The sequence below is a fragment of the Emticicia fontis genome (assembly GCF_054779675.1).
In genome coordinates this window covers 176,070-200,743 of the sequence record NZ_BAAGXU010000011.1, presented here as the reverse complement: position 1 = coordinate 200,743, position 24,674 = coordinate 176,070, and the positions used below count along the sequence as shown (strand labels likewise).

General features: G+C 37.5%; 24 protein-coding genes. 5 read left to right on the top strand and 19 right to left on the bottom strand.

Going from position 1 to position 24,674, the window contains the following annotated elements:
* Positions 1-149 precede the first annotated feature (149 nt).
* Together ACYVFA_RS07290 and ACYVFA_RS07285 are read left to right on the top strand one after the other, a co-directional pair.
* Positions 150-1,019, top strand: a complete 870-nt coding sequence (locus ACYVFA_RS07290; protein WP_460471155.1) for a carbon-nitrogen hydrolase — start codon at positions 150-152, stop codon at positions 1,017-1,019.
* Between the two features lie 56 nt (positions 1,020-1,075).
* Positions 1,076-2,983, top strand: coding sequence for an ABC-F family ATP-binding cassette domain-containing protein (locus tag ACYVFA_RS07285; RefSeq protein ID WP_460471154.1), 1,908 nt, complete (start codon positions 1,076-1,078; stop codon positions 2,981-2,983).
* A 45-nt stretch (positions 2,984-3,028) separates the two neighbouring features.
* Here the strand turns inward: ACYVFA_RS07285 and ACYVFA_RS07280 are convergent, their stop codons facing one another.
* The 8 genes from ACYVFA_RS07280 to ACYVFA_RS07245 form a co-directional block, all read right to left on the bottom strand.
* A complete protein-coding gene (locus ACYVFA_RS07280) occupies positions 3,029-3,760 on the bottom strand; it encodes a hypothetical protein (RefSeq protein WP_460471153.1) in 732 nt (243 codons plus the stop codon).
* 20 nt (positions 3,761-3,780) lie between these two features.
* Positions 3,781-4,626, bottom strand: a complete 846-nt coding sequence (locus tag ACYVFA_RS07275) for an MBL fold metallo-hydrolase (protein WP_460471152.1) — start codon at positions 4,624-4,626, stop codon at positions 3,781-3,783.
* A 6-nt stretch (positions 4,627-4,632) separates the two neighbouring features.
* The gene (locus ACYVFA_RS07270; protein ID WP_460471151.1) at positions 4,633-5,550 is read right to left on the bottom strand and encodes a serine hydrolase; all 918 of its coding nucleotides are present in this window, start codon (positions 5,548-5,550) and stop codon (positions 4,633-4,635) included.
* A 90-nt stretch (positions 5,551-5,640) separates the two neighbouring features.
* Entirely contained in the window at positions 5,641-6,126 is a 486-nt protein-coding gene (locus ACYVFA_RS07265) for an ExbD/TolR family protein (protein ID WP_460471150.1), read from the bottom strand.
* A 99-nt stretch (positions 6,127-6,225) separates the two neighbouring features.
* Positions 6,226-6,720 (bottom strand): ExbD/TolR family protein, encoded by a 495-nt coding sequence (locus ACYVFA_RS07260; protein ID WP_460471149.1) that lies wholly within the window; start codon positions 6,718-6,720, stop codon positions 6,226-6,228.
* A gap of 162 nt (positions 6,721-6,882) precedes the next feature.
* On the bottom strand, positions 6,883-7,524 hold the full coding sequence (locus tag ACYVFA_RS07255; RefSeq protein ID WP_460471148.1) for an oxidoreductase: 642 nt from the start codon (positions 7,522-7,524) through the stop codon (positions 6,883-6,885).
* Positions 7,525-7,549: 25 nt separating this feature from the next.
* Positions 7,550-8,830, bottom strand: coding sequence for a type IX secretion system plug protein (locus ACYVFA_RS07250; RefSeq protein ID WP_460471147.1), 1,281 nt, complete (start codon positions 8,828-8,830; stop codon positions 7,550-7,552).
* Positions 8,831-9,046: 216 nt separating this feature from the next.
* Complete coding sequence (locus ACYVFA_RS07245) at positions 9,047-9,712, bottom strand: ABC transporter ATP-binding protein (protein WP_460471146.1); 666 nt, start codon at positions 9,710-9,712, stop codon at positions 9,047-9,049.
* A gap of 176 nt (positions 9,713-9,888) precedes the next feature.
* On the opposite strand from ACYVFA_RS07245, the gene sucC reads away from it, so the two are divergent.
* Positions 9,889-11,106: a succinate--CoA ligase subunit beta gene (sucC, locus tag ACYVFA_RS07240; RefSeq protein WP_460471145.1), complete on the top strand. Its 1,218-nt coding sequence runs from the start codon at positions 9,889-9,891 to the stop codon at positions 11,104-11,106.
* Positions 11,107-11,208: 102 nt separating this feature from the next.
* On the opposite strand, the gene ACYVFA_RS07235 is transcribed toward sucC, so the two are convergent.
* The 11 genes from ACYVFA_RS07235 to ACYVFA_RS07185 form a co-directional block, all read right to left on the bottom strand.
* The gene (locus ACYVFA_RS07235; RefSeq protein ID WP_460471144.1) at positions 11,209-11,559 is read right to left on the bottom strand and encodes a heavy-metal-associated domain-containing protein; all 351 of its coding nucleotides are present in this window, start codon (positions 11,557-11,559) and stop codon (positions 11,209-11,211) included.
* Positions 11,560-11,589: 30 nt separating this feature from the next.
* Positions 11,590-12,627, bottom strand: coding sequence for a YncE family protein (locus ACYVFA_RS07230; protein ID WP_460471143.1), 1,038 nt, complete (start codon positions 12,625-12,627; stop codon positions 11,590-11,592).
* Positions 12,628-12,688: 61 nt separating this feature from the next.
* A complete protein-coding gene (locus tag ACYVFA_RS07225; RefSeq protein WP_460471142.1) occupies positions 12,689-14,944 on the bottom strand; it encodes a TonB-dependent receptor in 2,256 nt (751 codons plus the stop codon).
* Between the two features lie 46 nt (positions 14,945-14,990).
* A complete protein-coding gene (locus tag ACYVFA_RS07220) occupies positions 14,991-15,740 on the bottom strand; it encodes a heavy-metal-associated domain-containing protein (RefSeq protein WP_460471141.1) in 750 nt (249 codons plus the stop codon).
* Between the two features lie 61 nt (positions 15,741-15,801).
* Positions 15,802-16,389, bottom strand: a complete 588-nt coding sequence (locus ACYVFA_RS07215; RefSeq protein WP_460471140.1) for an AraC family transcriptional regulator — start codon at positions 16,387-16,389, stop codon at positions 15,802-15,804.
* 103 nt (positions 16,390-16,492) lie between these two features.
* Positions 16,493-16,936 (bottom strand): HYC_CC_PP family protein, encoded by a 444-nt coding sequence (locus ACYVFA_RS07210; protein WP_460471139.1) that lies wholly within the window; start codon positions 16,934-16,936, stop codon positions 16,493-16,495.
* Positions 16,937-17,005: 69 nt separating this feature from the next.
* Entirely contained in the window at positions 17,006-17,350 is a 345-nt protein-coding gene (locus ACYVFA_RS07205; protein ID WP_460471138.1) for a tRNA-binding protein, read from the bottom strand.
* 2 nt (positions 17,351-17,352) lie between these two features.
* Entirely contained in the window at positions 17,353-17,967 is a 615-nt protein-coding gene (locus ACYVFA_RS07200) for a M949_RS01915 family surface polysaccharide biosynthesis protein (protein ID WP_460471137.1), read from the bottom strand.
* 10 nt (positions 17,968-17,977) lie between these two features.
* Positions 17,978-18,823 carry an HAD family hydrolase gene (locus tag ACYVFA_RS07195; protein WP_460471136.1) on the bottom strand — a complete coding sequence of 282 codons (846 nt, stop codon included), beginning with the start codon at positions 18,821-18,823 and terminating at the stop codon, positions 17,978-17,980.
* 31 nt (positions 18,824-18,854) lie between these two features.
* The gene (locus tag ACYVFA_RS07190; RefSeq protein WP_460471135.1) at positions 18,855-19,898 is read right to left on the bottom strand and encodes a hypothetical protein; all 1,044 of its coding nucleotides are present in this window, start codon (positions 19,896-19,898) and stop codon (positions 18,855-18,857) included.
* A gap of 20 nt (positions 19,899-19,918) precedes the next feature.
* On the bottom strand, positions 19,919-20,236 hold the full coding sequence (locus tag ACYVFA_RS07185; protein ID WP_460471134.1) for an MmcQ/YjbR family DNA-binding protein: 318 nt from the start codon (positions 20,234-20,236) through the stop codon (positions 19,919-19,921).
* A gap of 166 nt (positions 20,237-20,402) precedes the next feature.
* Between ACYVFA_RS07185 and ACYVFA_RS07180 the strand changes: the two genes are divergently transcribed.
* Complete coding sequence (locus tag ACYVFA_RS07180) at positions 20,403-23,144, top strand: DUF1553 domain-containing protein (protein ID WP_460471133.1); 2,742 nt, start codon at positions 20,403-20,405, stop codon at positions 23,142-23,144.
* On the top strand, positions 23,141-24,622 hold the full coding sequence (locus ACYVFA_RS07175) for a DUF1501 domain-containing protein (RefSeq protein ID WP_460471132.1): 1,482 nt from the start codon (positions 23,141-23,143) through the stop codon (positions 24,620-24,622). The genes ACYVFA_RS07180 and ACYVFA_RS07175 overlap by 4 nt, the downstream gene beginning before the upstream one ends.
* Positions 24,623-24,674: the final 52 nt, after the last annotated feature.

Genomic DNA, 24,674 nt, shown 5'->3' with positions numbered 1-24,674 from the left:
TAAGCTACAATCCATAGAATTGATTATAATTAAAGAATGTGCGATTTTAACAACGAATAATTGTTTTCAGAAGATTGCTTAACCATTAGATGAACTGAAATAATCTGATATTTTTTTCGTAATTTTGCAGTTCACAGAACTCATAATGCATGAAGAAAGTTAAGGTTGGCTTAGTACAGATGTCTTGTTCGGCCGATGTGACCGAAAATACAAACAAAGCCATTGCAGGAATAAAGAAAGCAGCTGAAAATGGAGCAAACATTGTTTGTCTGCAAGAACTATTCACTTCTCTCTACTTTTGTGATGTAGAAGACCACGACAATTTTAAATTAGCTGAATCGATTCCGGGGCCTACTACTACGACTTTGGCAGAAGTAGCCAAAGAAAATAATGTAGTCATTATCGCCTCATTGTTTGAAAAACGTGCCGCCGGATTATATCATAATACCACAGCCGTAATAGATGCTGATGGTACTTACTTAGGTAAGTATCGTAAAATGCATATTCCTGATGATCCGGGTTATTATGAGAAGTTTTACTTCACACCGGGAGATTTAGGCTATAAGGTATTTGATACAAAATTCGCCAAAATTGGGGTCCTTATCTGTTGGGATCAGTGGTATCCTGAAGCTTCCCGTATTACATCTCTAATGGGCGCTGAAATACTGTTTTATCCTACCGCTATCGGTTGGGATACCAATGAAACGGAAAACGAAGCTAATATTGAGCAATACAATGCCTGGCAAACCATTCAGCGTAGCCATGCGGTAGCTAATGGCCTACACGTCGTATCGGTTAATAGGGTAGGGCGTGAGGCTGACCAACAATTCTGGGGTGGTAGTTTTGTGGCCAATCCTTTTGGCAGTCTATTGTATCTGGCATCACATGATAAAGAAGAGGTGCATGTACAGGAAATAGATTTAGCTTTAACAGATAAATACCGTACTACCTGGCCATATTTAAGAGACAGAAGAATCGATAGCTATGGCCCGATTCTGAAAAGATATATTGACGAATAACCAAACATATCCAAAGAAAATTACATCGGAACTCCGATGATTTAATAAAGTTTTAGATGCTTACAATTAATAATTTATCGTTTTATTTTGGTGGAAGGGCCATCTTTGATGGCGCAAGTTTACAAATTAAGCCTAAAGATAGAGTTGGACTGATTGGTCTGAACGGGATGGGTAAATCAACCTTGTTGAGATTGATTGTCGGAGAATATCAGCCAGATGCTGGAAGTATCTCAAAATCGGGCGATACCACTATCGGCTTCCTGAATCAGGACTTATTATCATACCAGACTCAGGATTCAATTCTGGCAGTAGCCATGCAGGCTTTTGAGCGTGAAAATTACCTGCAAATCGAAATCGATAAGGTACTTCATGAAATGGAAGTCAACTATCGCGATGAACTGGTAGATAAGCTGGGTCATCTGCAAGAAGAATTTGACCATTTAGGTGGATATACCATTCAGTCGAAAGCTGAGGAAATATTAGAAGGGTTAGGGTTCAGAACAGAGGAATTACATAAACCTTTGAAAGAGTTTTCAGGAGGTTGGCGTATGCGTGTAATGCTGGCCAAATTGCTTTTGCAGAAACCATCACTACTCTTACTCGATGAGCCTACCAACCACTTGGACTTACCGTCAATCCAGTGGGTTGAAAAATATATTGTAAACTACGAAAATGCGGTGGTGGTAGTATCCCACGACCGTGAGTTCCTAGACAATGTTTGTAATACAACTGTTGAGGTAACACAGAACAAATTGTGGTCGTATCCGGGCAATTACTCTTTCTTTGTAGAAGAGAAAGCGCTTAGAAGTGAGATTCAGAAGAGTGCTTTTGAAAACCAGCAGGCGCAGATTCGTCAGACAGAGCGTTTCATTGAGCGTTTTAAAGCAAAGGCTTCTAAGTCTCGTCAGGTGCAATCACGCGTGAAAGCATTAAACAAACTGGAATTGATTGATGATGTAATTGATGCCAACGCACGTGTACACTTCAAGTTTAAGTTTAGTGTGAATCCGGGACGTAATGTAATGGCACTGGAGCATATAAACAAAGCCTATGGCGAGAAGGTGATTCTGAAAGATTCGACAATCAATATTGAAAGAGGAGATAAAATTGCCTTGATTGGTGCGAATGGTAAAGGGAAATCGACCTTATTAAGAATCATTGCCGGAACGGAGCAAATCAATGGTGAACGGAAGTTGGGACATAATGTTAATTTCTCATTCTTTGCGCAGCACCAATTAGAATCTTTACATATGGATGAGACTCTTCTGGAAGAGTTGAAATATGCGGATTCGGCTAAGACTGAACAGGAATTACGATTGGTTCTTGGCTGTTTCCTTTTCCAGGGTGAAGATGTTTTCAAGAAAATTAAGGTTCTTTCAGGAGGTGAGAAATCTCGTGTGGCTTTGGCAAAAGTATTGATTTCAGAAGCAAACTTCCTGCTACTGGATGAGCCTACCAACCACTTGGATATGCAGTCGGTTAATATTCTGATTCAGGCTTTAGATCAATATGAAGGTACTTATGTGGTAGTATCCCACGACCGTCACTTTGTGAGCCAGGTAGCTAATAAAATCTGGTATATTGAAGATTACCAGATTAAAGAATATCCGGGTACTTATGATGAGTATGAAACTTGGGTAGAAGAAAATAAGAATAATAAACAGGCAGCACCTACGCCACCACCTGCACCAGTTAAAAAAGAAGAAAAACCGGCTCCGGTGGTTGCGACTAATACGAAGAATCAGAACGAGATTAAAAGATTAGAACGTGAAATTGGCGAAATAGAAGCGAAAATTACTGATTCGGAGAAAAAGAAAACACTTCTGGAGGAAAAACTAGCAGACCCGAAGATTTTTAATGATAAAAATACTTTGCAAAAAACAACCAGCGATTACGAGCAAATCAAAGCAGAATTAATAAAACTGAATGAGGTTTGGGAAACAAAAATGATGGAGATTGCCTAATAAAGAAAATCCCCATTTCTTCCTTGAGAAATGGGGATTTTAAATTTATAACCGTTTCCATCTGAAAACTTCTTTGCCTGCTTTCCCTATCACACCATCTTCTTTCCAGATAAAATCATACAATACAATATCATTGCCTTCAAACTTATATCCATAAGTTTTGGTGTTATCGCTGTCTTTTTTGCCGAAATCTATCAAATCAATATTGGTTTGAGTAGTTACATAATCAACCCATACGCGATAAGTATCATAACCATCAAAGCCTAATAGCTGGTTGTCGGCTCTTACTTCTACGGTTTTACCTTTATTGTCAAATTTGCCAACCCAGAATTTCTTCTCTACGAATCCAATCGTATCAACTCTGGTAAAAGTAGTATTTCCTAGTTTTAAAGTTGCCGCATCAACACTCCCGGAATATTCTGGTGTTGGTTTAGGTTCATAGACATTAAATAATTCAAGTTGAGCGCCATTTTTTACTTTATAAGCAGAACCCTCGTGAAAATTCCAAACCAGATTGGCTGTATCTGCAGCTAGGTTGAACGAAACCATAACTGTATCAGCGTATATTTTAGCTTTTAATGGTGATTTTGTCTTTTCGAGGGTTTCAAGATATTTTGCGTTTACCCAAATACTATTACCTAAACCTGATTTAGGTGTAGTTGTGATAGTAGATACAGTACTTGTACTATCTGGCGTGCTGGTTTCTGATTGAGCAGTTTGTTTGTTGCAAGAGAAAAGAGCAATACATACCGTTGCAAGGATAATCAGTTTTTTCATTGTTTTAGTGATTTGGTGAATCATTTTAGAATTTCTATTCTTTCCCCCAGTCTCAAAACTCTATAAGGTGTGCCATATTCATCTGCTTTGGCTATAAAATTTTCAGGGTCTTCCGTATTGAATTCGAATAAATGATAATGATGAGGGATAACCAGTTTTGCTTCAATTTCCTTACCCAATCTGGCTGCTTCCTCAAAACTCAGATTACCGGCTACTCTTCTTTCCGGCTTGTTTCCATTAATAGGGAGAAAGGCAATGTCTACTTCGAATGGCTTTAAAATATCAACCATTCCTTCATACCAAAGTGTATCACCTGAATGATATACTTTGTAGGGGCCGAACTCAGCTATAAAACCCATATATTTCAGCTTTCCGGCTTCATCTCTTTCGATTGAATTATGCGCAGCAGGAACTCCGTATAATTTAAAAGGATAAATTTCTACCTGCTCATTATCATTTAGCCCTACCGGAAAATCCTCCTTACATTTTAAACGGTCTGCTACAAATTTTCGATTAGCCTCCGGTATTACCATGGTAATAGCAGGATTTTTAACAAAAATCGGGAGCAAGGTTTCTGCATCTAAATGGTCAGTGTGGTTGTGTGAAGAGGTTACCACGTCAATCATATCCAAATCAGTGGGGTCAATAACTACCTCACTTATGCGGGTATGTGGTTTGTCTGTATCAGCATATTTTTTGGTCAGTGAATCTGATAAATATGGGTCAAAAAGCAAATGCTTGCCTAAATATTGAATCAGGAATCCACTTTGCCCAAGCCACCAAACCCTGAAACCCTCTGTTTGGTGAATAGATTGCTGAATGTCTTGTAACAGCTGCTGGTCTTTCTGAAATGCTTGAATCATCATATTTAGCTAGAATTTTTCGTACCCCTCAACTGGTTTCCAGCCAGATTTTGGTTCATAATAATGCCAAAGCAAAGCGCCTACTTTTCGCAATAATTCATATCCTTCATTTTCTCGTATCCAGGATTCATCTTTCTGGTTTTTTGTGATGATACTATATACATATTCACCGTGCGGTGCATGAACAAGTGCCGTTTCTGAGCGAGAACGATTGACAGCACCATTTTTGGTGGCTACTTTAACTGTTTCAGGTAATTGAGATAATCCTTCTTTATCCCAGAACTGGCGACCAAGATTCCGATACATTCTATCAGAATAAGCAGTGGAGATGATTTTACCTTGTCTGATCATGGTCAACAGATTCGCCATTTCTTTAGGTGAGGTTTGTCCCCAACCGTATTTGCTGCGGTTGGCTTCTCTTCCCGGTGTTCTTGAGTTCATCCTTGTTGCCTGAAATCCCAGTGAGTCCAGAATCGCGTTTATTCTTACTCCACCACCTGACAAAGCTTGCAGCCACAAACTACCAGTATTATCGCTTATGGTACACATTAGCATCATTACATAGCTCAAAGGTATTTTTGTGCTGTCTTTCAATGATCCAACAATGCCGTTGTCATAATGTAAAGAATCTCTGTATACCAATTCCTGTTCATACTTTAATGCCCCTTGCCTGATTTTATCAAACGTGCCAATCATGATTGGTATTTTAATCATACTGGCCGTCGGAAAAATAGTATCAGCATTGATGGCTACAAATTTATTAGTTTTAAGGTTATGCACGTAAATTCCCACATCACCATTAAAACCCTTAATAGCCTCTTGTAGTTTGGTTTTAAGTTTCAAATCTTCTTTTAATACCTGCGAAAAAGTAAGAAAAGGATTAGATAGGGTAAATAATAACAGGATGAAGTAAAATTTTTGTTTCATATAGTTTAGTAAAGCCACGAATATAGTAAAATTTTCGTGGCTTTGATTATATAGTTGTGTGGATAAACATTTTTTCAGCCACAAACATATTTAAGGTTTTATCTTGGCTTCATACACCTGTTTTTCCTTTGGTGTAATATCGGCCAGCATGTATATATTCTGATTCGTTATTCCCATTTCATCAAGTGCATCTACCATATTTTTATAATTTGAGTCATCTGCAGGCTTGATGATAACCGTAAAGTTTTCGATTGTTTTTGCTTCTTTTCTTTTTTGGAATATCAGTTTCCGTAGTTCCAGACCGTAATTGACTTCATTAAGTAGACTTGTATTAAGTGCATCAGCGTTTTTCTGATGCCAGAAAATTTTATCATCCTTTCCGAGAATAAGCGTTAGCGTATTACTTTCTTTCATGATGGGTGGCTTACCATTTTTATCTGGCATATTTAGCTTCATGATAAATGGTTTACTAAAGACGGTCGTAATCATAAAGAAAGTAATCAACAAGAAGCCCAAATCGACCATAGGGGTCATGTCTACCCGTGCTACACGGGAGTTTGTAGTAATTTCTGCCATTTTTGTAAGAGTTTAAGTTGAACGAAATTCTATTATTTAGAAGTATGTCTAAATAATATATTAATTGCTTGAATAGATTTTTACTTTTAAGACTAATAATCAAAACTTTAGCTTGTCCTCATATACTTGCCGTACATTAGCTGGAATATCAGCTAATACATATCTATCTTGTTTTGTGATTGTCATTTCATCTAATGCATCCACTACATTCTTGTAATTTGCCGCATCAGTAGCGTAAACAATAACTTTAAATCCATATTCATCTGGTGCTTCCTTTCTGCGTTGAAGAATTAATTTCCTCAATGCCAAACCATAGCTTATTTCTTTAAACCTGCCAGAGTTTAATTCTGCCTCATTATCATACCAGAAAATTCTATTGTCTTTTCCAAGAACCAGATGCAAAAAAGGATTATGGAGGAAACAACCAATAACCTCGTCATCTGAAAACCTGTTCGAAGGCATATTCAGTTTCATCATATTTGGTTTAGCAAGGTAACTACTAATCATAAATGAAATGATAAGCAGAAATTCAAGATCAACCATAGGTGTCATATCTATACGAGGCGTATTATTATTAGGATAAATTTTACCCATTTTTGTAAGAGTTTATTTGAACGAAATCTAATATTTAGAAATATGTCTAAATATCTAAATAAAATTTCGACTTGCAAATAAATTCTGAAAAATTATTTCTTTGTAGCGTAAAACCTCAGGTTCTTCGAAATAGTAGAAGTGAGAAGGGAACTTAATTATATTTTATGAAGTATATTTTTGCATATCTGCAGATTCAAAAATTTCCCTTCCTTTAATTCCTTTCTGTGCGGCATCAAGCATTGCATTCGCAACTGTTTCACCTTTAATGGCTTTATATCTTTTAGGGATAAGGAAGCTGAATGTATTCATAATTATGGTCGCAAAGCCTTCTCCAGCACGAGAATCGTTGCGTTCGCCTAATAAAAGCGAAGGGCGGAAAATCAATAAAGTAGAATAGTGTAAATCGCTTAATGCTTTTTCAATATCTCCTTTAACCCGATTATAGTAGAATAAAGATTTGGCATCAGCACCCATAGCGGTCACAATCATATATTGCTTGGCTCCGTTTTCAAGAGCTGCTTTAGCTATTTCAATGGGATAGATAAAATCAACTTTATAAAAGGCTTCTTTTGAACCAGCTTGTTTCATAGTGGTGCCCAGGCAACAAAATACATCATCGGCCGTAACCAGAAACTTATCAAAATCATCAAAATTGATAATAATCTGTTCTAGCCTTGGGTGTTGAAGATTTAGAGGCTTGCGAACCAGGACTTTTACCTTTGAATAAGATGGATGATTCAATATTTTTTGAGTCAGATGTCCGCCAATTAACCCGGTAGCGCCAACAATTAAAGCTGTTTTCATAGTATTGAGATTTAGAATAAAGCTACTATCTTCTCTTATTAAAATCAACTATTCTATAACTTATCAATTTCTCAGATCGAGCGGCAACTGGTTTATGATAGATAAAAATTTCATACGTATTTTCGGTATCTGAAAAATTCCCTTCAAAGGCCACCTCGTCTGGTTTACCATCCTTCATCACTACAAAATCATAATTGTAAACGCCTTGTTTCAATTGTATAGTTGCTGTATATCCTCCAAAATTATTGTCATACGCCATTTCGTTGACTTTATCTAAGCGCCAATTGTTAAAACTACCGTTTACATAAACCTTTTCATTGGCACTCAATTCCTCACTTTTCAGACCAAAGGTCATAAAAATATAATCGGCCTCAGTTTCGCCTTTAGTGCCTTCACGGTTATCAATGACATACATTCCATCAAAATCATTGGATTCTATATAAGCTGTTTCGCTTCTATCTCTTTGTGGAGAAACCCACATATCATCTTCCTTTCCCCTTTGAATTCTATCAATAAACAGTCCTCGGTTATAGGTACTTCTGGAATCAAAAAAACGATATTCATTGGTCCCGGGAAAAACATTTTCATCATCAAAGAAACGAAAATCGAGCTGATTGGTAGAGTTATTAACACTAAAAGGTTTTAAGTTTTTTACGATTTTATCCCATCTATAATTCTGGCGGATGATAATTTTGAACTCATCCCTGGGAGACATGACATTATAAGCCCCATAATTGACCTGCAAGTCAATCTGTTGGTGGGTTTTATATTTTGCCGGATTTTGTGCCTGCCGCACCGTAGCCATCGAACTGACACCATTTTCATAAACCATAAACCTACGCGATAGCATAATATCATCCCGACGACGGTCTTTCCATACTACTACCAGATAATTACCCGAAATCAACATTTTTGGTAGTTCGATTTTATAGTGGTAGAATGGCACTTTGGTATTTTGAGAAACCTGATAATCATTAATAATCAAATCGTTGTATTCAGGCATAAATTCCAGTTCAGATAAAACTGATTGCTTCCAGTCCATGCCGCAATGCAGTATCCGCACGTGATATTGCTGATAACCAGTGTTTAAATCATCAAATTCTAACCAGAGACTATTGTTATCATTCAATTGCACAACCGGAGGGTTCAAACTTCTAGCCGGGTCAGTGGCAGTGCCTACTAGGGGATATAATTGTACCGACCTGATATTGGGCTCATAAGTTGTGTCTTCAAAACGAAGTTGCTTTGTCTGGGCTGTTAGCCATTGTATAGGGAAAAGGAGAGTAATTAAAAGGAGTTTTTTCATAAAAGAATTACCAGTCTTTAAACTGTCTTTGAACTATGATTTACCTGATTAAATGATTTTAGTGAAAAATTATTGTCTTTAATTGTTAATGAAGCGATCTTAAGTAGAAAATGATTGCATGAATTTTGGATTTATATCTCAATGGTTAGTCAATCATTGAAATCATTTAATCAGGTAAATCAAAGTTCAAGACCAATTCCCTATTTACTCCATAAACTACAATATCTGCCCGTCCTGCATTATCAGTTTTCTGTCTGACATATCGGCCAGATGTTCATTATGGGTGATAATCACAAAAGTCTGGTTGAATTGTTTTCTTAATTCAAAGAATAAATGATGCAGTTCTTCTGCATTTTTTGAGTCAAGATTACCACTAGGTTCATCCGCAAAAACGACTGATGGCGAATTAATCAGCGCTCTTGCTACAGCTACACGTTGTTGTTCTCCTCCTGATAATTCTGATGGAAAATGGTTTACTCTTTGTCCTAATCCAAGCAAGGTTAACAATTCGGTGGCTCTTTTTTCGATTTTTTCTTTATCTTTTCCATTTGTTCTACTCTGCTGAATCCATGCCGGAATGCACACATTTTCTAAAGCTGTAAACTCTGGCATCAGGTTATGGAATTGAAAGATAAAACTGATTTTTTCGTTACGGAAACGAGCTAATTCTTTATCTTTAAGCGAACTATAATTAACCCCATCAAGCAATACCTCGCCCGAATCGGCTTTGTCAAGTGTTCCTAATATATGTAAGAGTGTAGTTTTACCTGCACCTGATGCGCCAACGATAGAAACAATTTCTCCCTGATTGATTGTGAGGTTAATTCCCCTTAATACCTGCAGATTTCCGTAGCTTTTTTGTATGTTTTTTGCTTGTAGCATATCGTTTTATGGCATGATTCCTTAGAATCTTATAACCTTTTCTATGAATTTCAATATTCTAGGAACGATTTGGAAAATCGTTGTTCATCGATAAGCAAAGTAAATGATATTTAATTGATAATTAATAATTGTTCACTAAATTAGCGCAAATTTTATAACCTCTAAAATCACTTTACATGAACGTTCACGAGTATCAAGGTAAAGAAATACTAAGCCGTTATGGTGTACGAATCCAACGTGGGATAGTTGCCGAAACGCCAGAGCAGGCAGTAGCTGCTTATAAGCAAATCGCCGAAATGACTAATTCTAAGTTTGCCGTAGTTAAATCACAAATACATGCAGGTGGACGTGGAAAAGGTAAGATTGTAGGTACCGAACAACGTGGTGTACAATTGGCTAAATCTGCGGAAGATGTAGAGCGTATTTCTTCTAACCTACTAGGAAATGTTTTGGTTACGCTTCAAACAGGCGAAGCAGGCAAAACTGTTAATAAAGTGCTTGTGGCAGAAGATGCTTATTATCCGGGCGACAGCGAACCTAAGGAATATTATATGGGTATTTTATTAGATCGTGCAAAAGCTTGCAATGTAATTATGGCCTCTACTGAAGGCGGTATGGACATTGAAGAAGTGGCTGAGCATCATCCGGAGAAAATCATTAAAGAATGGATTGACCCTCGCGTGGGTTTACAAGCATTTCAAGCACGTAAAATCGCTGATAAACTAGGTTTAACAGGTGAGGCAAACAAAGAAATGGTGAAATTTGTAGGCTCATTATATAAAGCTTATGTAGAGTCTGATTCATCAATGTTTGAAATCAACCCTGTTTTAAAAACATCTGATAATAAAATCTTAGCAGTTGATGCGAAGGTTAATTTAGATGATAATGCATTGTATCGTCACCCGGATTTATCTCCAATGCGTGATAAATTAGAAGAAGATCCATTGGAAGTAGAAGCATCAGAAAATGACCTGAACTATGTAAAACTTGACGGAAACGTAGGTTGTATGGTAAATGGTGCTGGTCTGGCGATGGCTACTATGGATATCATCAAATTATCAGGTGGGGAGCCTGCTAACTTCCTTGATGTAGGTGGTGGAGCAAATGCTAAAACTGTAGAAGCTGGTTTCAGACTTATTCTGAAAGACCCGAATGTAAAAGCAATTCTGATTAATATCTTTGGCGGTATCGTACGTTGCGACCGTGTAGCAAATGGAGTAGTAGAAGCTTACAAAGCTATCGGCGAAATTCCTGTACCTATCATCGTTCGTCTGCAAGGAACTAACGCTGCTGAAGGTGCAAAAATCATCAACGATTCAGGGTTGAAAGTATACTCTGCTATCCTTCTGAAAGAAGCAGCTGAATTGGTGGAGAAAGTATTGAAAGAAGCGTAATATTAACTATTTAGTGATTTAGTGAATGAGTGATTTAGTGATTAAACGATTGTTGACCATAATCACTCATTCACACAATCACTAAATCACTCAATTATAAAATCAATCCTTATGCGCCGCTGCGGTCTTCTGGCAGCAACCTGGTAAGGCGTCATGTGCTTTTTGATCGGCTACTACCTCATCTGCATCGTATCCGATTTTTGAAATTGCATTTTTAATTTTCTCCGGATTCGTTTTCTTAGGATTATAAGTAACTGTTACTACTTTATCGTCCAGATTAAGGTTCGAACCTACAATGCCTTTGGTTACGCCTAAGTCTCTCTCAATACGTTTTTTACACATACCACAGATAGCCGAAGTTTTCAATTTTACTTCTGCCGTTTTAGGTGGATCTTCTTTGGTAAAACCACTGAAAATAGTCGCAAAAAACAGGATAAATAAGATGTTTTTCATTTTTGTGTATTATTTAGTTAAATATAACGATTATTCTCTTAAAACAATTCCGTTGGGGTTTAGTCCCACTGGAATATCAGTTACTTTTTCATGAGAGACGGTATTAATTACAGAAACCGAACTCCCTTGCTGATTAGCTATATAGGCCATTTTTTGATCTTTAGAAAAAACAATTGCATGTGCATCATTACCAGTGAGGATAGTTGATTTCAGTACCCATTTATCGGTCTTACGCTCAAAATAGGCCACCTTATTATCTCCAGCCTGGCAAATCCACAATTCATTCAAGGTTTTGTTATAAGCCATTTGCCCCGGCTTAAAGTCTAAATCTAAAAACTCATCGACATTCAGTGTCTCAGGGTCAACTATATTTACGGTTTTCAGATTCTTGTTTTCTACGTAAATTTTCCCATCGCTCACAGCCCATACATTAGTAGGGAAGGGGTCAACTTTTACAAATTTTTCGACCTGCTTCAATTTAGTATTGACAGCTACTATAAAACTACTTTCGCCTAAAGCTACCACAGCATAATCTCCATTTTTTGTAAAAATAACCTCCGATGGATCAGCTCCTAACGGAATGGTTGCTTTCAGAACACCTGTATTGACATCATATACATACATTTCTCCGGAGTGGTTGGCTGAGGCGGTCCATATCTCAGTATTATCAGGTGAAAAAATCGCGTTGAAATTAACTTTTTCTAAGGGGATTTTCAATAGACTTTTGCCATTTAAGGCATCTATTACCGCTATACCTCCTTTCTTGTCTGTTGCCTGATGCAATAAGTCATGGCTTTGTGTAAAATCAAATTCTGGAAGGGCAACCGATAATTTTGCTCTATCGGGTGACATCTGAATATGATGCGGAAACCGACCTAAATCCGTTAACTGGATGATTTTCTTAACAACTCTTTCATTCAAATCAATAATTGAAACCGTATTACTGCCACCATTTACTACATAAGCAGCTGGGAAATCAATATTTTCTTTTTTTATTTCTTCTTTGGGTTTACAAGAAAAAAGCAGTAGGATTAGTGAGTAACAAAATGCCTGATAAATCTTCATCATATAGTATATTACCTTTTCATTTTTAACGTTCAAAACCTTTTGTATGGTATTTGGCCGAACGTTAAATTATCCCTCCTAATTTATATCTTGTACCAAAATAAATAACTCTACCTACAATCGGCCCCCATGCACTACCTGCGTCAAATCTTGTTCCAAATGGGGTGTCAGGTGTCACAATCGGATTTTTCTGTGTATAATTATTCAGGTTTTCACCGCCTACATACAAATCCCACCGACGGAACGAACGCGAAACCTGTGCATTGATATTGATAAATGCCGGAGCGTATTGAATAGGCATAGTCTCGTAGCTTACGTGTTGGTAAGCTGGCGATAAATTGGGTACGCGGCGGGTTCCATTATATTGTAAGGTAAAATCCCACTTCCATTTATCATAAGGCAAGGCATAACCTACATTGAATAAGACACGGTCTCTTGGAATAAACATTTTTCTGATGGTAATATCCTGATTGAAAGGTTTACCCAAAGTATTCCAGACATCGGTATAGCGATAAGCAATTTTAAATTCCAGTCGATTAATCGGTACTAAATTTAACTCAATCTGTGCCGAATTGGCGTAGTTTCGATTAGCATTCCAGCTACCAGATGAATTATAGAAATAAAGAAACTGCGGATGCTCAGTATCAGCGATTAATTGATTGACAAAATTAGTACGATATACATCCAGAATCAGGCTTGATTTACCAAAATGTCTGGTATAACTAATGCCATAATTCCATGAGATTTCCGGTCTGATTTTATCCAGGAATCTTACAGTTCTAGAGCTTACCAGATTGCCAAAGTATTCTGCAAATGGATTCGGGGTTCTGAAGCCTTTTCCTGCCGAAATGCGTAAGGCATTATCAGTATTAATATTATACAAAACGTGTAAGCGTGGAGTGAAAATAGTACCATATAAATTATGGAAGTCTGTTCTGGCTCCGGCCACTGCTGTAATCTTATCAAGATATTTATAAGTGTATTCAAAAAAAGCACCCGGAACTATCTCTGTTCTTTTCATGAGGGTATCAGCAAATCGCTCACGATAATCATCATACATGAAACTCAACCCGGTTTTATAAGTATGATTCGTATTGACGATAATATCCTGATAAATCAGATTACCATAAACCGTATTTTGTCGGCCATCATAAGGTCTGAATCCGAACTGAGATTTTGAATCATGAATTACGCCATTCAGTATCAAGCCTAAACCACGGTAAGGTTTGTTTGGATACAATTTGGCAGTCTTAGAAAATAGTTCTACACGATTGGTATTATTGGTAAAGCGATAAATAATATCATCTAACGATAAAGGATTTTTTACAATCTGTCCACCTAAACGGTCTTCGTGCAGAAACTTCACACCAAACTGTGCCATCATTTTATCGGATTCATATTTCCAGCGATTGATAAAATTGGCTTGGGTATATTTAGGCAGGTCGTAGAAATTATCATGATTTTTGTCGATGCTACTTTGCAAAGTAGATCCATGAGTCAATAAACCAACTGACCATCTAGGTTTACCATTTTTCGATTTTAGAATCTTTGCCAGATTCAGGTTTACCTCACCACGCCCTAAACTATTTACATAGGTATTCAGATATATTCTTTCAGAGATATCCGGTTTTTGTAACTCTACATTGATTTGCCCAGTCATGGATTCGTAGCCATTCACAATAGAACCGGCTCCTTTACCTACATCAATCGATTGCACCCACGTGCCCGGGATGTAATTCAAACCAAAAGTAGTTGCCAGACCTCTCAAAGAAGGTACATTTTCAACATTCATCTGTACATAAGTACCTGCCAGACCTAATAATTGAATCTGTTTTGCTCCAGTTACGGCGTCAGAATAACTGACTGATACTGAGGCGTTAGTTTCAAAACTTTCAGATAAATTACAACAAGCGGCTTTCGCTAAGGCTTTGGAAGTAATAATCTCGGTCTGATGCGGCGACATTCTGTCTATAGCAGTAGAGCCACTTCTCACAACCACTTCCTGCAACTGATTTTCCGATTTCAGATATACTTTCAAATCGGTTTCACTCGTAATGCGCAAAGTGTCTGATTGATACCCTACAAAACTGATAATTAATTGATTGGATTTAGTGCGGGGTATTGAAAACTTGCCCTCTGTATCTGTTTGTGTAGCTACTTTGGTGCCCAACCAATAGACCGTGGCGCCTACAATTGCCTCTTCTTTATTATTGGAATTGTCGAGTACTGTTCCGGTTACATTTTGAGCGAAACTCGTAGCATTAAGCAAAACCAGTATAAAACAGATAATAATTTTTATATATTCTTTTAAACTTTTCATTCGCTTCAAATTTTCGAAAGCATTTGTGATTCTTTAGCGTTTTATATTAATAAATGAACAACATTATGGCAGCCATGCCAACCATTAATAAATCTTCTATAATGGTTACGGTGCTCATAGGCAAGTTAAAAACTGCACCTAAACACGCACAACGTATTTTTTTCTTGTCGAGCACACTTTGAATTACTCCAATAGAACTAAAACCCATTACGACAATTGTGGCAATATTAGTTGCTTGTGGCTCAAAATTTATCAGATAAGCAATTCCAAGAGCCAGCTCAATAAAAGGATAGATAAGGCCATACACCGGAACTTTCATAGCCAATAAATCATACATACCATAACTTTCAGCAAAGCCTTTTAAATTCAAAAACTTAAAGAATGAAAAGACCAGAAAGAAGCCTGCCATGAAATGATTCATGAATTGCATACCCATAAAATGCTCAGTTCCAAAAATATTGGCATGAAACGAAGTCAACACTGACACTCCGGTAATAAATCCAAAAATCAATAACAATGGCTTATAAGTGGCGAACCAACTTTTTGGTGGTTCTTCTTCAAATACCATGGTGTGTACAGGTGTAATAGCTTTTTCTGTAATGGAATATTTTGGATAAGGCTTTAGTGCTTCCTGAAATTTGGAAACTGGAATATGCTTATCCATTTCGACAGTTGCTGTATTATGGGCTTTATCAGGGGTAACTGATTTTACTCCTTCAACATTTCCTAAAACGTGTTGAATTTTATATTCACATGCCTCGCAGGTCATGCCTGTAACTTCATATGTATGTGTCATTGTTCTGATTAGTTAATGATACAAAGGTAGGGGCTATGCTCTACCCATGCGTTACAGAATTTTATACGAGACTTACATGATTTTTGACTGAATCAATAGAAAGACGCGTATTCAGGTTATTTCGTTTGAATTCACTTGGAGAAATTCCTTCTACCTGTTTAAATTGATTCGATAAATGGGCCACACTACTATAATCCATTTGCCAGGCAATTTCTGATAGGCTTATTTCTCCGTTGAGTAATAGTGCTTTTGTTCGCTCAATTTTCTGCGCAATGATATACTTTTCGATAGTCGTTTTTTCTACTGATGAAAATAGATTGCTGAGGTAAGAGTACTCATAGCCTAGTTTCTTGACCAGAAAATCAGAGAAGTTTTGTGAAGTGGGCTTTTCGTCTTTATGATGATGTATTTCGTTAATGATTAAGTGCTTAATACGCTCAATGATAGCAGCTTTATGGTCTTCTATTAATTCAAAGCCTTCTTTTTGCAGTATATTTTGTATCAGGTCATATTGCAATGTTTCACCAGTGAGGTTTATTGTAGCAATACCTAATTCTACCTTTGAAACGCTTAAGCCAATCTTTTCTAATTCTTCACGCACAACACGTATACACCGGTTGCATACCATGTTTTTGATTAATAATTGCATAAATATTCTGTTAAATAATGAGGGATTTAGTTGCAGGAAGGGCAACATAAACACAAAAACCACAAATCATGTTGATTTGCGGAAACTCAATTATTTAACAATATCAAATTAAGAATGATTGCTTGGTAATGATGATGGCACGGCCATTGAGGTCAGGAGGGGAGGTTGTAGTGGCTAAAGAAGAATTCTGACTCTTGAAAATGGTTTCAATAATTGTCTTTACCATTTCATGGACGGTAGCCTTAAACCAATCTAATGTACTTTGTGTGAATTTGGCAACCAATTGAGAGGCAGAAGAAGAGTACTCTACATTTTCATATTTTTCTTCTTCAGTACAACAAGAAGTCTTTTTAATAACGGCATTCTTGTTATTGAGCGGGAAATGCTTTCCGTCTTTTATTACACAACATAAATCACCTTTTTTGTGAAGAGAAGTGGTTTTTCCTTTCACAATACAAGAATGTTCAACAAAGCCAAAGCCGGTGCTACTTAGCAACACAACTACTGCCATCATAATGTTGAACAATCTGAATAATGCTTTTTTCATTATTGTATGAGTGAATTACATACAAATGTAATTAATGACCACGAGACTTCCAAGATAAACTTGCAATATTTAAGCCAGCCGGCTCCCGTCAGGTACTTTTCTTTCAGACTCTGCCAATACTACTGAACCACCATCTAAAATAAAACCTGTGGTAAGTACCTCTGACACAAAATCAGCAATTTGCCGTGGTAAGAAGTTGGTTACACAAATTACCTGCTTGCCCAATAATTCTTCTTTAGTATAGAGAGATGTAATCTGAGCCGATGAGCGTTTGATGCCTATTTCTGGTCCGAGATCAATCAATAATTTATAGGCAGGCTTGCGAGCCTTTGGAAAGTCATCTACCTGAATGATGGTTCCGGCTCTTAATTCTACTTTTTCAAAATCCTGCCAACTGATAGTCTCTTTTTCCATAATCAATACTCGTTTTCAAATTTGCTCCAAAGCGCGTAGGCTTTATCCTTTATCACCTTAGGCAACTTTTTAAAAGCTGCGTCTGGCGCCATTTCTCTGGGTGTCTTAAACTCTTTGATAATCATACTACCCCTGATAGCAGCCTTATTGCCATTTTCTAAGATCATCAATTTTAATCCTGACGGACTCACATCGCCTTTGCATCCTGTTTTATAGAGAAAAATTATTTCAGCATAGCCATTTTTATCCAGATCAGCGATGGTAAATGAATCTGTGATAAGACTCAGTTGATTATCAACCGGGCAATCTCTTTCAAAATCGGTAATTTCTCTTAGTAATTTAGGCGTTTTTGAGCCATCTTCTAAGAAATGTTCTACCCAGAGTTTTTTGGTTGTATAATCGTCTTTTGTGTTTTCTTCTGTGGTAGCAATCAGATAATTTAGCCCATTTTTATCTTTAAACTGAACTTTTTTTATTACTTCAACGCCAAGTATATTAAACTTTGTGAGTGTTTCTACCGGTATATTTTGCACGGCAATACTTTGGCAAAAGCCTTTAAAGCCAATTAAGAAAATGATAATCGTTTTAGCCGAAGCTTTAAATATATTTCGATTCATTTGTTTATTATTATTCAACAATCGCAGATTCACAAATATAAGTAGGAATAATGCCCGAACTCTGGATTTTTACTTCTACATCTTCTGCCTGGGTATTGCCACTTAAAACCAGCACTGTGTCCAGCCCGAATTTATTGCCACCCAAAATGTCAGTATGCAGTGTATCACCCACCATCAAGATGTCCTTTTTTTCAATACCAGCACTTTTGATGTGTTCATAAGCAAAAATGAACATTTGTGAGTCTGGCTTGCCAAAGCCTACAAACTGTTTGCCTACAATCGTCTCAATCATATCAGATAAACCTCCCATGGCAATGGCTATTTCCTTTTTTGATACCGGATAAGTGGCATCAGTGTTGGCAACAATGACAGGAATATTCTTTCTGCGAAGTAGATTAATTGTTTTATTCAAATCAGTTTTCCAGTCAAAACCCTCGTCATCTAAAAAAGCTAAAGCCCGAATTCCTGTCAGGTCATCAATATCAAGTTCGCTAATGGGAACGGCTTCTAAACCCAAAGTCTCAATATAATAAGCAGAATCTTCTGTGCCTAAAAATACTACTTTCCCACTCTTTACCTTTTGTTTCAGGTAATCCATCGCTAGCATACCTGACGAAATAATATTTGAAATGACAATGTCTTCAATGCCCAACTGGTGGTAAGAATCTGCCAATTGTTGCGGTTTTCGTGAGGCGTCGTTGGTTAGAATATAGAATTCCTTATTGGTTTCTTTCAGGTATTCAAAAGTCTTTTCTACACCTGGAATTAATCCTTTATAATTTTTCAAGACACCATAAGCATCAAAAAAAATCACCTTATAGTTTTTAATTACAGATTTAAAATCATGAATCTTCATGTAATGTATATAGCTTGTTTGGTTAATTGCGTTAAATATTCAAGGCTTTTAATATCTTTTCGGCATCAAATACTTTCTCAATAGAAGGTAGGTAAATTTCGTAGGCTTCTCTTTGAAGTTTCGTAGCATAGGTACGATGAAAGAAGTATCGGCCATATTTGATAACATAGTTTAAGATAAAGAACCGATAAGCTTCTTTCATAAATCGTACTTCATTTTCTGTCAGGGGATATACTTTATGGTATTCCTGTAAAAAGATAATAAAGCGGTCTTCCATCAAAGGGCCAATATAATAACTGAATACCGTTCTATCGCCGATATCAGAAACCACCCTGCTAAAAAAATAGAAATCCATCACCCGATAGCTGATTCTGAACCAATCATAATCCCAACGAGAATACAATTCTAAGTTTTTGGTAACAGAAAAATTTCCAATATTCCAATCCATAAAAACAGGCATAGTTTCTATGGATTTTGCTACCAGTTTCTGTCGATTTTCCAGAAAAATCTCACATTGTGTTTTCAGATCATCAATATGCATCCGATGCTCAAATTCTCCGACTTCTGTATTCAGAATATTTAATAGATCCTGAATATCGGAGCGAAGTGTTTTAGAGGCTTTGGGTAAAACTGTACTGACGCGTGCACATGCTTTATGAAACTTGGCAATTTCTGCCCCTAATTTTCTGATATGCTCTTCATCCAATCTGCGAGGGAGGCGGTGCAGATGTCGGATTGGGTTATAAAATACTACCCAGGCATCTATGGCTCCACTTTGAAAACGATAAGTGTAGACTTCATTATCTTTTACCAAAGATTTTGCCAAAACGTTTTCAAAAGGATAAAGCAGATTATTTGATAAAGCATGAATAATCTGGTGATCTTCTTTGAAATGCTCATACGTACCAAAATATGATAGTTTGGCAACAATTATATCGTCATTATCAAATTTTACTCTGAAAACATGGTTGGTTGAAACCTTGGCGCTGATGTCTTCTACGTGAGCAATGGTTTTGGAATTGTCAAAATTAGCCCAGGCTATTTTTATAATGGTTGGATAATCGATGATTCTCATAGAGTCGTGTCGTTTTAAGGCTATTTTTTTTTGGTTACTTCTTTATAAGCAGTTTCTAAGGCATCATGCAGCATTTCTTGCTCAATTCTGTTCAGTTCAAATAATGTCCAACCTTGCTTGCCCCATTTATTGGATACAGGATAAACTATTGCTTTATTGAAAGAACAAAAGACAGACTGGTCAATTTCAGAGAGTTTCAGGCAAGCCCGTTTATCGGAAGCCGCATAAGTGGCAAAGATTTTTTTCTTTGCTCTGAACGAGGTTTTTTCAAAATGTGGTTGCTCAATTGTATCAGGAAACGAAAGCGCCATTTCTCTGAAAGTTGCTTCATCTACCATTATCTGAAACGATTTTGATTCATATGCCCAAATATACTCAACTGAGGCTGATATAAAAGGATAGGAGGATAGGAGTTTTTTTAGAGCCTATCGTATAATGATAAAAAAACTTGTATTCATACCATTTTTTGTGGATATTCGAGAGTATTTTCATTAAACTCAACTAATGAATTATCAGAGATTAACCTGGATAAGTCTATTTGCCGCAGTATTGATTGCCGTTGCTTCTGTGTATCATTTTACACGGGAAAAAATCAGCTATAATCAAGAAATTCGCCCGATTTTCAATAAGAAATGTATTGTCTGCCACGGAGGCGTAAAGAAGAGTGGGGGCTTTAGCCTGCTTTTCAGAGAGGAAGCACTTGCGAAAGCCAAATCAGGCAAATTTGCCATTATCCCTCATGATGCTAGTAATTCTGAACTAGTCAAGCGTTTAAAATCACATGATGCAGAAGAACGTATGCCTCTTGAGGCTGAGCCATTGAGTGATGAAGAAATCAGTAAAATAGAAAGGTGGATTAATGAAGGCGCTAACTGGGAAGACCATTGGTCGTACATTAAACCTGATAAATCTATTAGTCCGCCGGATGTGAGTGATAAATGGATAGCCAACGATATTGATAAGTTTGTGCTGGACAAATTGAATCAGGAAGGCTTAAAACATTCGCCAGAAACTGATAAAACTGCACTATTAAGAAGATTAAGTTTAGACTTGATCGGCTTGCCTCCAAGCATTGAAGAAACGCAGGCATTTCTCAAAGACAATAGCCCTAATGCTTATGAAAAACAGGTTGACCGGCTCTTGAAATCTTCTCATTTCGGTGAGCGTTGGGCAACTATGTGGCTTGACCTTGCGCGATATGCTGATTCAAAAGGGTATGAAAAAGATTTAGACCGTAGCATCTGGCAATACCGGGATTGGGTAATCAGGGCATTTAATGAAGATATGCCTTTTGATCAGTTTACTATTCAGCAACTAGCAGGTGATTTGCTACCAAAATCAAATAATATCACTGCTAAAGAAATTGAAAACAGGTTGATTGCTACAGCTTTTCATCGAAATACGATGGCGAATGATGAAGGAGGGACCAATGATGAAGAGTTCAGAAACATGGCTCTGCTGGATAGGGTTTCAACAACCTGGGAGGTCTGGCAGGGAACAACGATGGCTTGCGTGCAATGCCATAGCCATCCTTATGATCCTTTCCGACATAAAGAGTTTTATCAGTCTTTTGCATTCTTCAACAATACCCAAGACAGAGATTTATATAATGATAAACCTCTGCTGAAAACCTATGATGTTGAAAAAGAACAGGAGGTGAGAAAATTGTTAACCTGGTTGAAAAGTGTTGAAAAGGACGTTTCACCAGTTTCTCCAAATATCCCTTTAGACAAGCAAAAGCAGGATTATCTGAAGCGAATGGGCATTTACCGCATAGAAGCCGAAGAATTTGATAGCGCCAGCAGGCATATTGAATTATGGAATAACCAGAAAACCATTATGCAGACTACTGACGGCGCTTATACGGTATATGAAGATGTGGATTTGACAGATGTAACGCAGGTTACATATGGCTACCAGAGTGGAGCGGAAAATCTGTTCATAGAAATGCGTCTGGGGAGTTCGGAAGGAGAGTTGATTAGTAGAGTTGAGACCAAATGTAGTGAAGAAACTGTGAATGCAGGTTGGTCAAGATGGAGTCGTTATACCACTTCAACAGGGAGTGTAAAACCTACAAAAGGATTACATGATGTATACCTGGTCTATAAAAAAGGGAAAAATTTCTGGACAGACCTGATTCATTTAGACTGGATAGATTTTCAATCTGAAAAACCGCTGAAGAACAGCTATCCGAAGGCATTCAGAGATTCTTTAGATAGATTAGCAAAAGTAGAAAGTATTGGTATACCGGTTCTTATGGAAATGAATCCAAACAGGGCTCGTAAAACCCACGTTTTTATCAGAGGAAACTGGACTGCGCATGGAGATGAGGTAAAACCTGCCATGCCGGGTTCATTGCCAGGTTTGAAGAATTTTCCTGCCAATCGTTTAGGCTTTGCGGAGTGGTTGGTGAGTAAAGATAATCCATTGACGGCACGCGTAATGGTCAATCGTTTCTGGGAGCAATTATTTGGGAATGGTATAGTAGAGTCTTTAGAGGATTTTGGAACGATGGGAGCAAAGCCTACTCATCCTGAACTATTGGATTGGCTGGCAGTGAAGTTTATGGACGAACAGAACTGGAGTGTAAAGAAACTATTGAAATTGATGGTGATGTCTGCAACTTACAGACAATCAGAAGTGGTGAGTAAAGAATTATTAGAGAAAGACCCTCGAAACCTATTTTTAGCAAGAGGACCTCGGGTAAGATTGTCTTCTGAACAAATCAGAGATCAGGCACTTTTTGTGAGTCGCTTATTGAATGAAGAAATGTATGGGCCAAGTGTTCGGCCACCAAACCCAACAGATGATAGCTGGAGAAATGAGCCTAAGAAAAACCTGTTCAGAAGGGCGGTTTATACCTATTGGCGCCGAACGAATCCATACCCTTCTATGATCACCTTTGATAGTCCGCAGAGGAATGTTTGTACTTCTCGACGGATCAGAACCAATACACCTTTACAGGCTTTAACCACTCTGAATGATACGGTTTATTATGCGGCTGCTCAAAATATTGCCTTGAAAATGAAACAGGTGCCGAGCAAAAGAGTAGAAGAGAAGTTGAAAGTTGGGTATGAATATCTTTTCCAAAAAGCGCCATCTGATGACAAGACAAAACTTCTCTATCAGTTGTATCAGGAGGCTTTGCTTGATTTAAGGAAAAAAGAAAAAGGTGAAGCAGAATTAGGTGCCTTGACACTTACTGCGAATGCCATGATGAACTTAGATGAATTTCTGACAAAATGAAAAGAATATCAGTATCTGAAGAAGCTTTTTTTGACGAAGCAAAATTTAATACGAGAAGGCATTTCCTGAAACAATGTACTTCTGGTTTGGGTGGTCTGGCGATTTCATCCATGTTAGGAGGCTGCTTTGGCGAATCATCCAAGCCACCGATTGATGAAAATCCTTTGGCGGTTAGACCCTCTCATTTTAGCTCCAAAGCTAAGCGCATCATTTTTATGCACATGGAAGGCGCTCCTTCTCAATTAGAGCTTTTTGATTATAAGCCTGAATTAGCCAAGCTCGATGGACAATTATGCCCACCTTCTTTATTAGAGGGTAAGAGATTTGCCTTTATCAAAGGAGTGCCCAAGATGCTTGGCCCGCAATCTACTTTTCAGCAATATGGACAATCAGGTAACTGGTTTTCTGATTATTTTAACTATTTGCCTAAATTGTCTGATGACCTGACTTTTCTGAAAGCCATGCATACAGATGAGTTTAATCATGCTCCTGCCCAATTGTTTATGCACACAGGTGCGAGTAGGGTAGGTAGACCAAGTCTTGGTTCATGGATTACTTATGGCTTAGGATCAGAAAATCAGAATTTGCCGGGTTATGTCGTATTGGTATCGGGTTCAGAGCCGAGTGCTGGGAAATATTTATGGGGTAATGGATTCTTGCCATCGGTTTACCAAGGCGTTCAATGTCGTTCAAAAGGTGATCCGGTTTTATACATCAATAACCCAAGTGAGATAGATAGCAATTTGCGTAAGAAATCGATTGAAACTATTAATAAAATCAATGAACTGACTTATCAGGAAATTGGTGATCCTGAAATTCTGACGCGTATTTCTCAATACGAATTAGCTTATCGTATGCAGGCAGAAGTACCGGGTACGATGGATATTTCAGGCGAACCGGCTTATATTCATGAAATGTATGGTACGGACCCCGGCAAAGCCAGTTTTGCCAATAATTGTTTATTAGCCAGAAAATTACTGGAAAAAGGAGTAAGAGTAGTGCAATTATTCGACCGTCGTTGGGATAATCATGGTACGGACGCCGGAAGTGGCGTAGATATTGGCTTACGGAGAAATGTGGAATATGTAGATAAACCTATCTCTGCTTTGATTTTAGACCTTAAACAAAGAGGCTTATTAGAAGATACATTAATTGTTTGGGGTGGAGAATTTGGCAGAACACCAATGATGGAAAATAGGGCAGGAGATAATAATACCCCGTTTAAAGGCAGAGACCACCATGTAGATGCCTTTACGATGTTTATGGCGGGTGCAGGCTTAAAGAAAGGCTATTCTCATGGAGAAACTGATGAAATAGGTTATTATGGAGTAAAAGGTAAGACTCATATCCATGATTTACAGGCCACTATTTTGCACTTGATGGGCTTTAATCATGAAAAACTGGTGTTTCCATTTCAAGGTAGAAATTTCAGGTTGACTGATGTGGCCGGGAAGGTGATAAATGAGGTTTTGGCGTAAGGAAAATTGAAAAATTGCTAATGACTAAATAATTAATTTTACTAAAGGCAAG

What these genes read in the sequence shown, in the direction of transcription:
- ACYVFA_RS07235 (WP_460471144.1), bottom strand. Translation starts at nt 11,559, where the DNA reads ATGAAAAACATCTTATTTATCCTGTTTTTTGCGACTATTTTCAGTGGT.
- ACYVFA_RS07200 (WP_460471137.1), bottom strand. Translation starts at nt 17,967, where the DNA reads ATGAATCGAAATATATTTAAAGCTTCGGCTAAAACGATTATCATTTTC.
- ACYVFA_RS07260 (WP_460471149.1), bottom strand. Translation starts at nt 6,720, where the DNA reads ATGGGTAAAATTTATCCTAATAATAATACGCCTCGTATAGATATGACA.
- ACYVFA_RS07215 (WP_460471140.1), bottom strand. Translation starts at nt 16,389, where the DNA reads ATGCAATTATTAATCAAAAACATGGTATGCAACCGGTGTATACGTGTT.
- ACYVFA_RS07255 (WP_460471148.1), bottom strand. Translation starts at nt 7,524, where the DNA reads ATGAAAACAGCTTTAATTGTTGGCGCTACCGGGTTAATTGGCGGACAT.
- ACYVFA_RS07285 (WP_460471154.1), top strand. Translation starts at nt 1,076, where the DNA reads ATGCTTACAATTAATAATTTATCGTTTTATTTTGGTGGAAGGGCCATC.
- ACYVFA_RS07290 (WP_460471155.1), top strand. Translation starts at nt 150, where the DNA reads ATGAAGAAAGTTAAGGTTGGCTTAGTACAGATGTCTTGTTCGGCCGAT.
- ACYVFA_RS07190 (WP_460471135.1), bottom strand. Translation starts at nt 19,898, where the DNA reads ATGAGAATCATCGATTATCCAACCATTATAAAAATAGCCTGGGCTAAT.
- ACYVFA_RS07245 (WP_460471146.1), bottom strand. Translation starts at nt 9,712, where the DNA reads ATGCTACAAGCAAAAAACATACAAAAAAGCTACGGAAATCTGCAGGTA.
- ACYVFA_RS07225 (WP_460471142.1), bottom strand. Translation starts at nt 14,944, where the DNA reads ATGAAAAGTTTAAAAGAATATATAAAAATTATTATCTGTTTTATACTG.
- ACYVFA_RS07180 (WP_460471133.1), top strand. Translation starts at nt 20,403, where the DNA reads ATGAATTATCAGAGATTAACCTGGATAAGTCTATTTGCCGCAGTATTG.
- ACYVFA_RS07275 (WP_460471152.1), bottom strand. Translation starts at nt 4,626, where the DNA reads ATGATGATTCAAGCATTTCAGAAAGACCAGCAGCTGTTACAAGACATT.
- ACYVFA_RS07185 (WP_460471134.1), bottom strand. Translation starts at nt 20,236, where the DNA reads ATGGTAGATGAAGCAACTTTCAGAGAAATGGCGCTTTCGTTTCCTGAT.
- ACYVFA_RS07230 (WP_460471143.1), bottom strand. Translation starts at nt 12,627, where the DNA reads ATGATGAAGATTTATCAGGCATTTTGTTACTCACTAATCCTACTGCTT.
- ACYVFA_RS07270 (WP_460471151.1), bottom strand. Translation starts at nt 5,550, where the DNA reads ATGAAACAAAAATTTTACTTCATCCTGTTATTATTTACCCTATCTAAT.
- ACYVFA_RS07265 (WP_460471150.1), bottom strand. Translation starts at nt 6,126, where the DNA reads ATGGCAGAAATTACTACAAACTCCCGTGTAGCACGGGTAGACATGACC.
- ACYVFA_RS07210 (WP_460471139.1), bottom strand. Translation starts at nt 16,936, where the DNA reads ATGAAAAAAGCATTATTCAGATTGTTCAACATTATGATGGCAGTAGTT.
- ACYVFA_RS07205 (WP_460471138.1), bottom strand. Translation starts at nt 17,350, where the DNA reads ATGGAAAAAGAGACTATCAGTTGGCAGGATTTTGAAAAAGTAGAATTA.
- ACYVFA_RS07195 (WP_460471136.1), bottom strand. Translation starts at nt 18,823, where the DNA reads ATGAAGATTCATGATTTTAAATCTGTAATTAAAAACTATAAGGTGATT.
- ACYVFA_RS07250 (WP_460471147.1), bottom strand. Translation starts at nt 8,830, where the DNA reads ATGAAAAAACTCCTTTTAATTACTCTCCTTTTCCCTATACAATGGCTA.
- sucC (WP_460471145.1), top strand. Translation starts at nt 9,889, where the DNA reads ATGAACGTTCACGAGTATCAAGGTAAAGAAATACTAAGCCGTTATGGT.
- ACYVFA_RS07220 (WP_460471141.1), bottom strand. Translation starts at nt 15,740, where the DNA reads ATGACACATACATATGAAGTTACAGGCATGACCTGCGAGGCATGTGAA.
- ACYVFA_RS07175 (WP_460471132.1), top strand. Translation starts at nt 23,141, where the DNA reads ATGAAAAGAATATCAGTATCTGAAGAAGCTTTTTTTGACGAAGCAAAA.
- ACYVFA_RS07280 (WP_460471153.1), bottom strand. Translation starts at nt 3,760, where the DNA reads ATGAAAAAACTGATTATCCTTGCAACGGTATGTATTGCTCTTTTCTCT.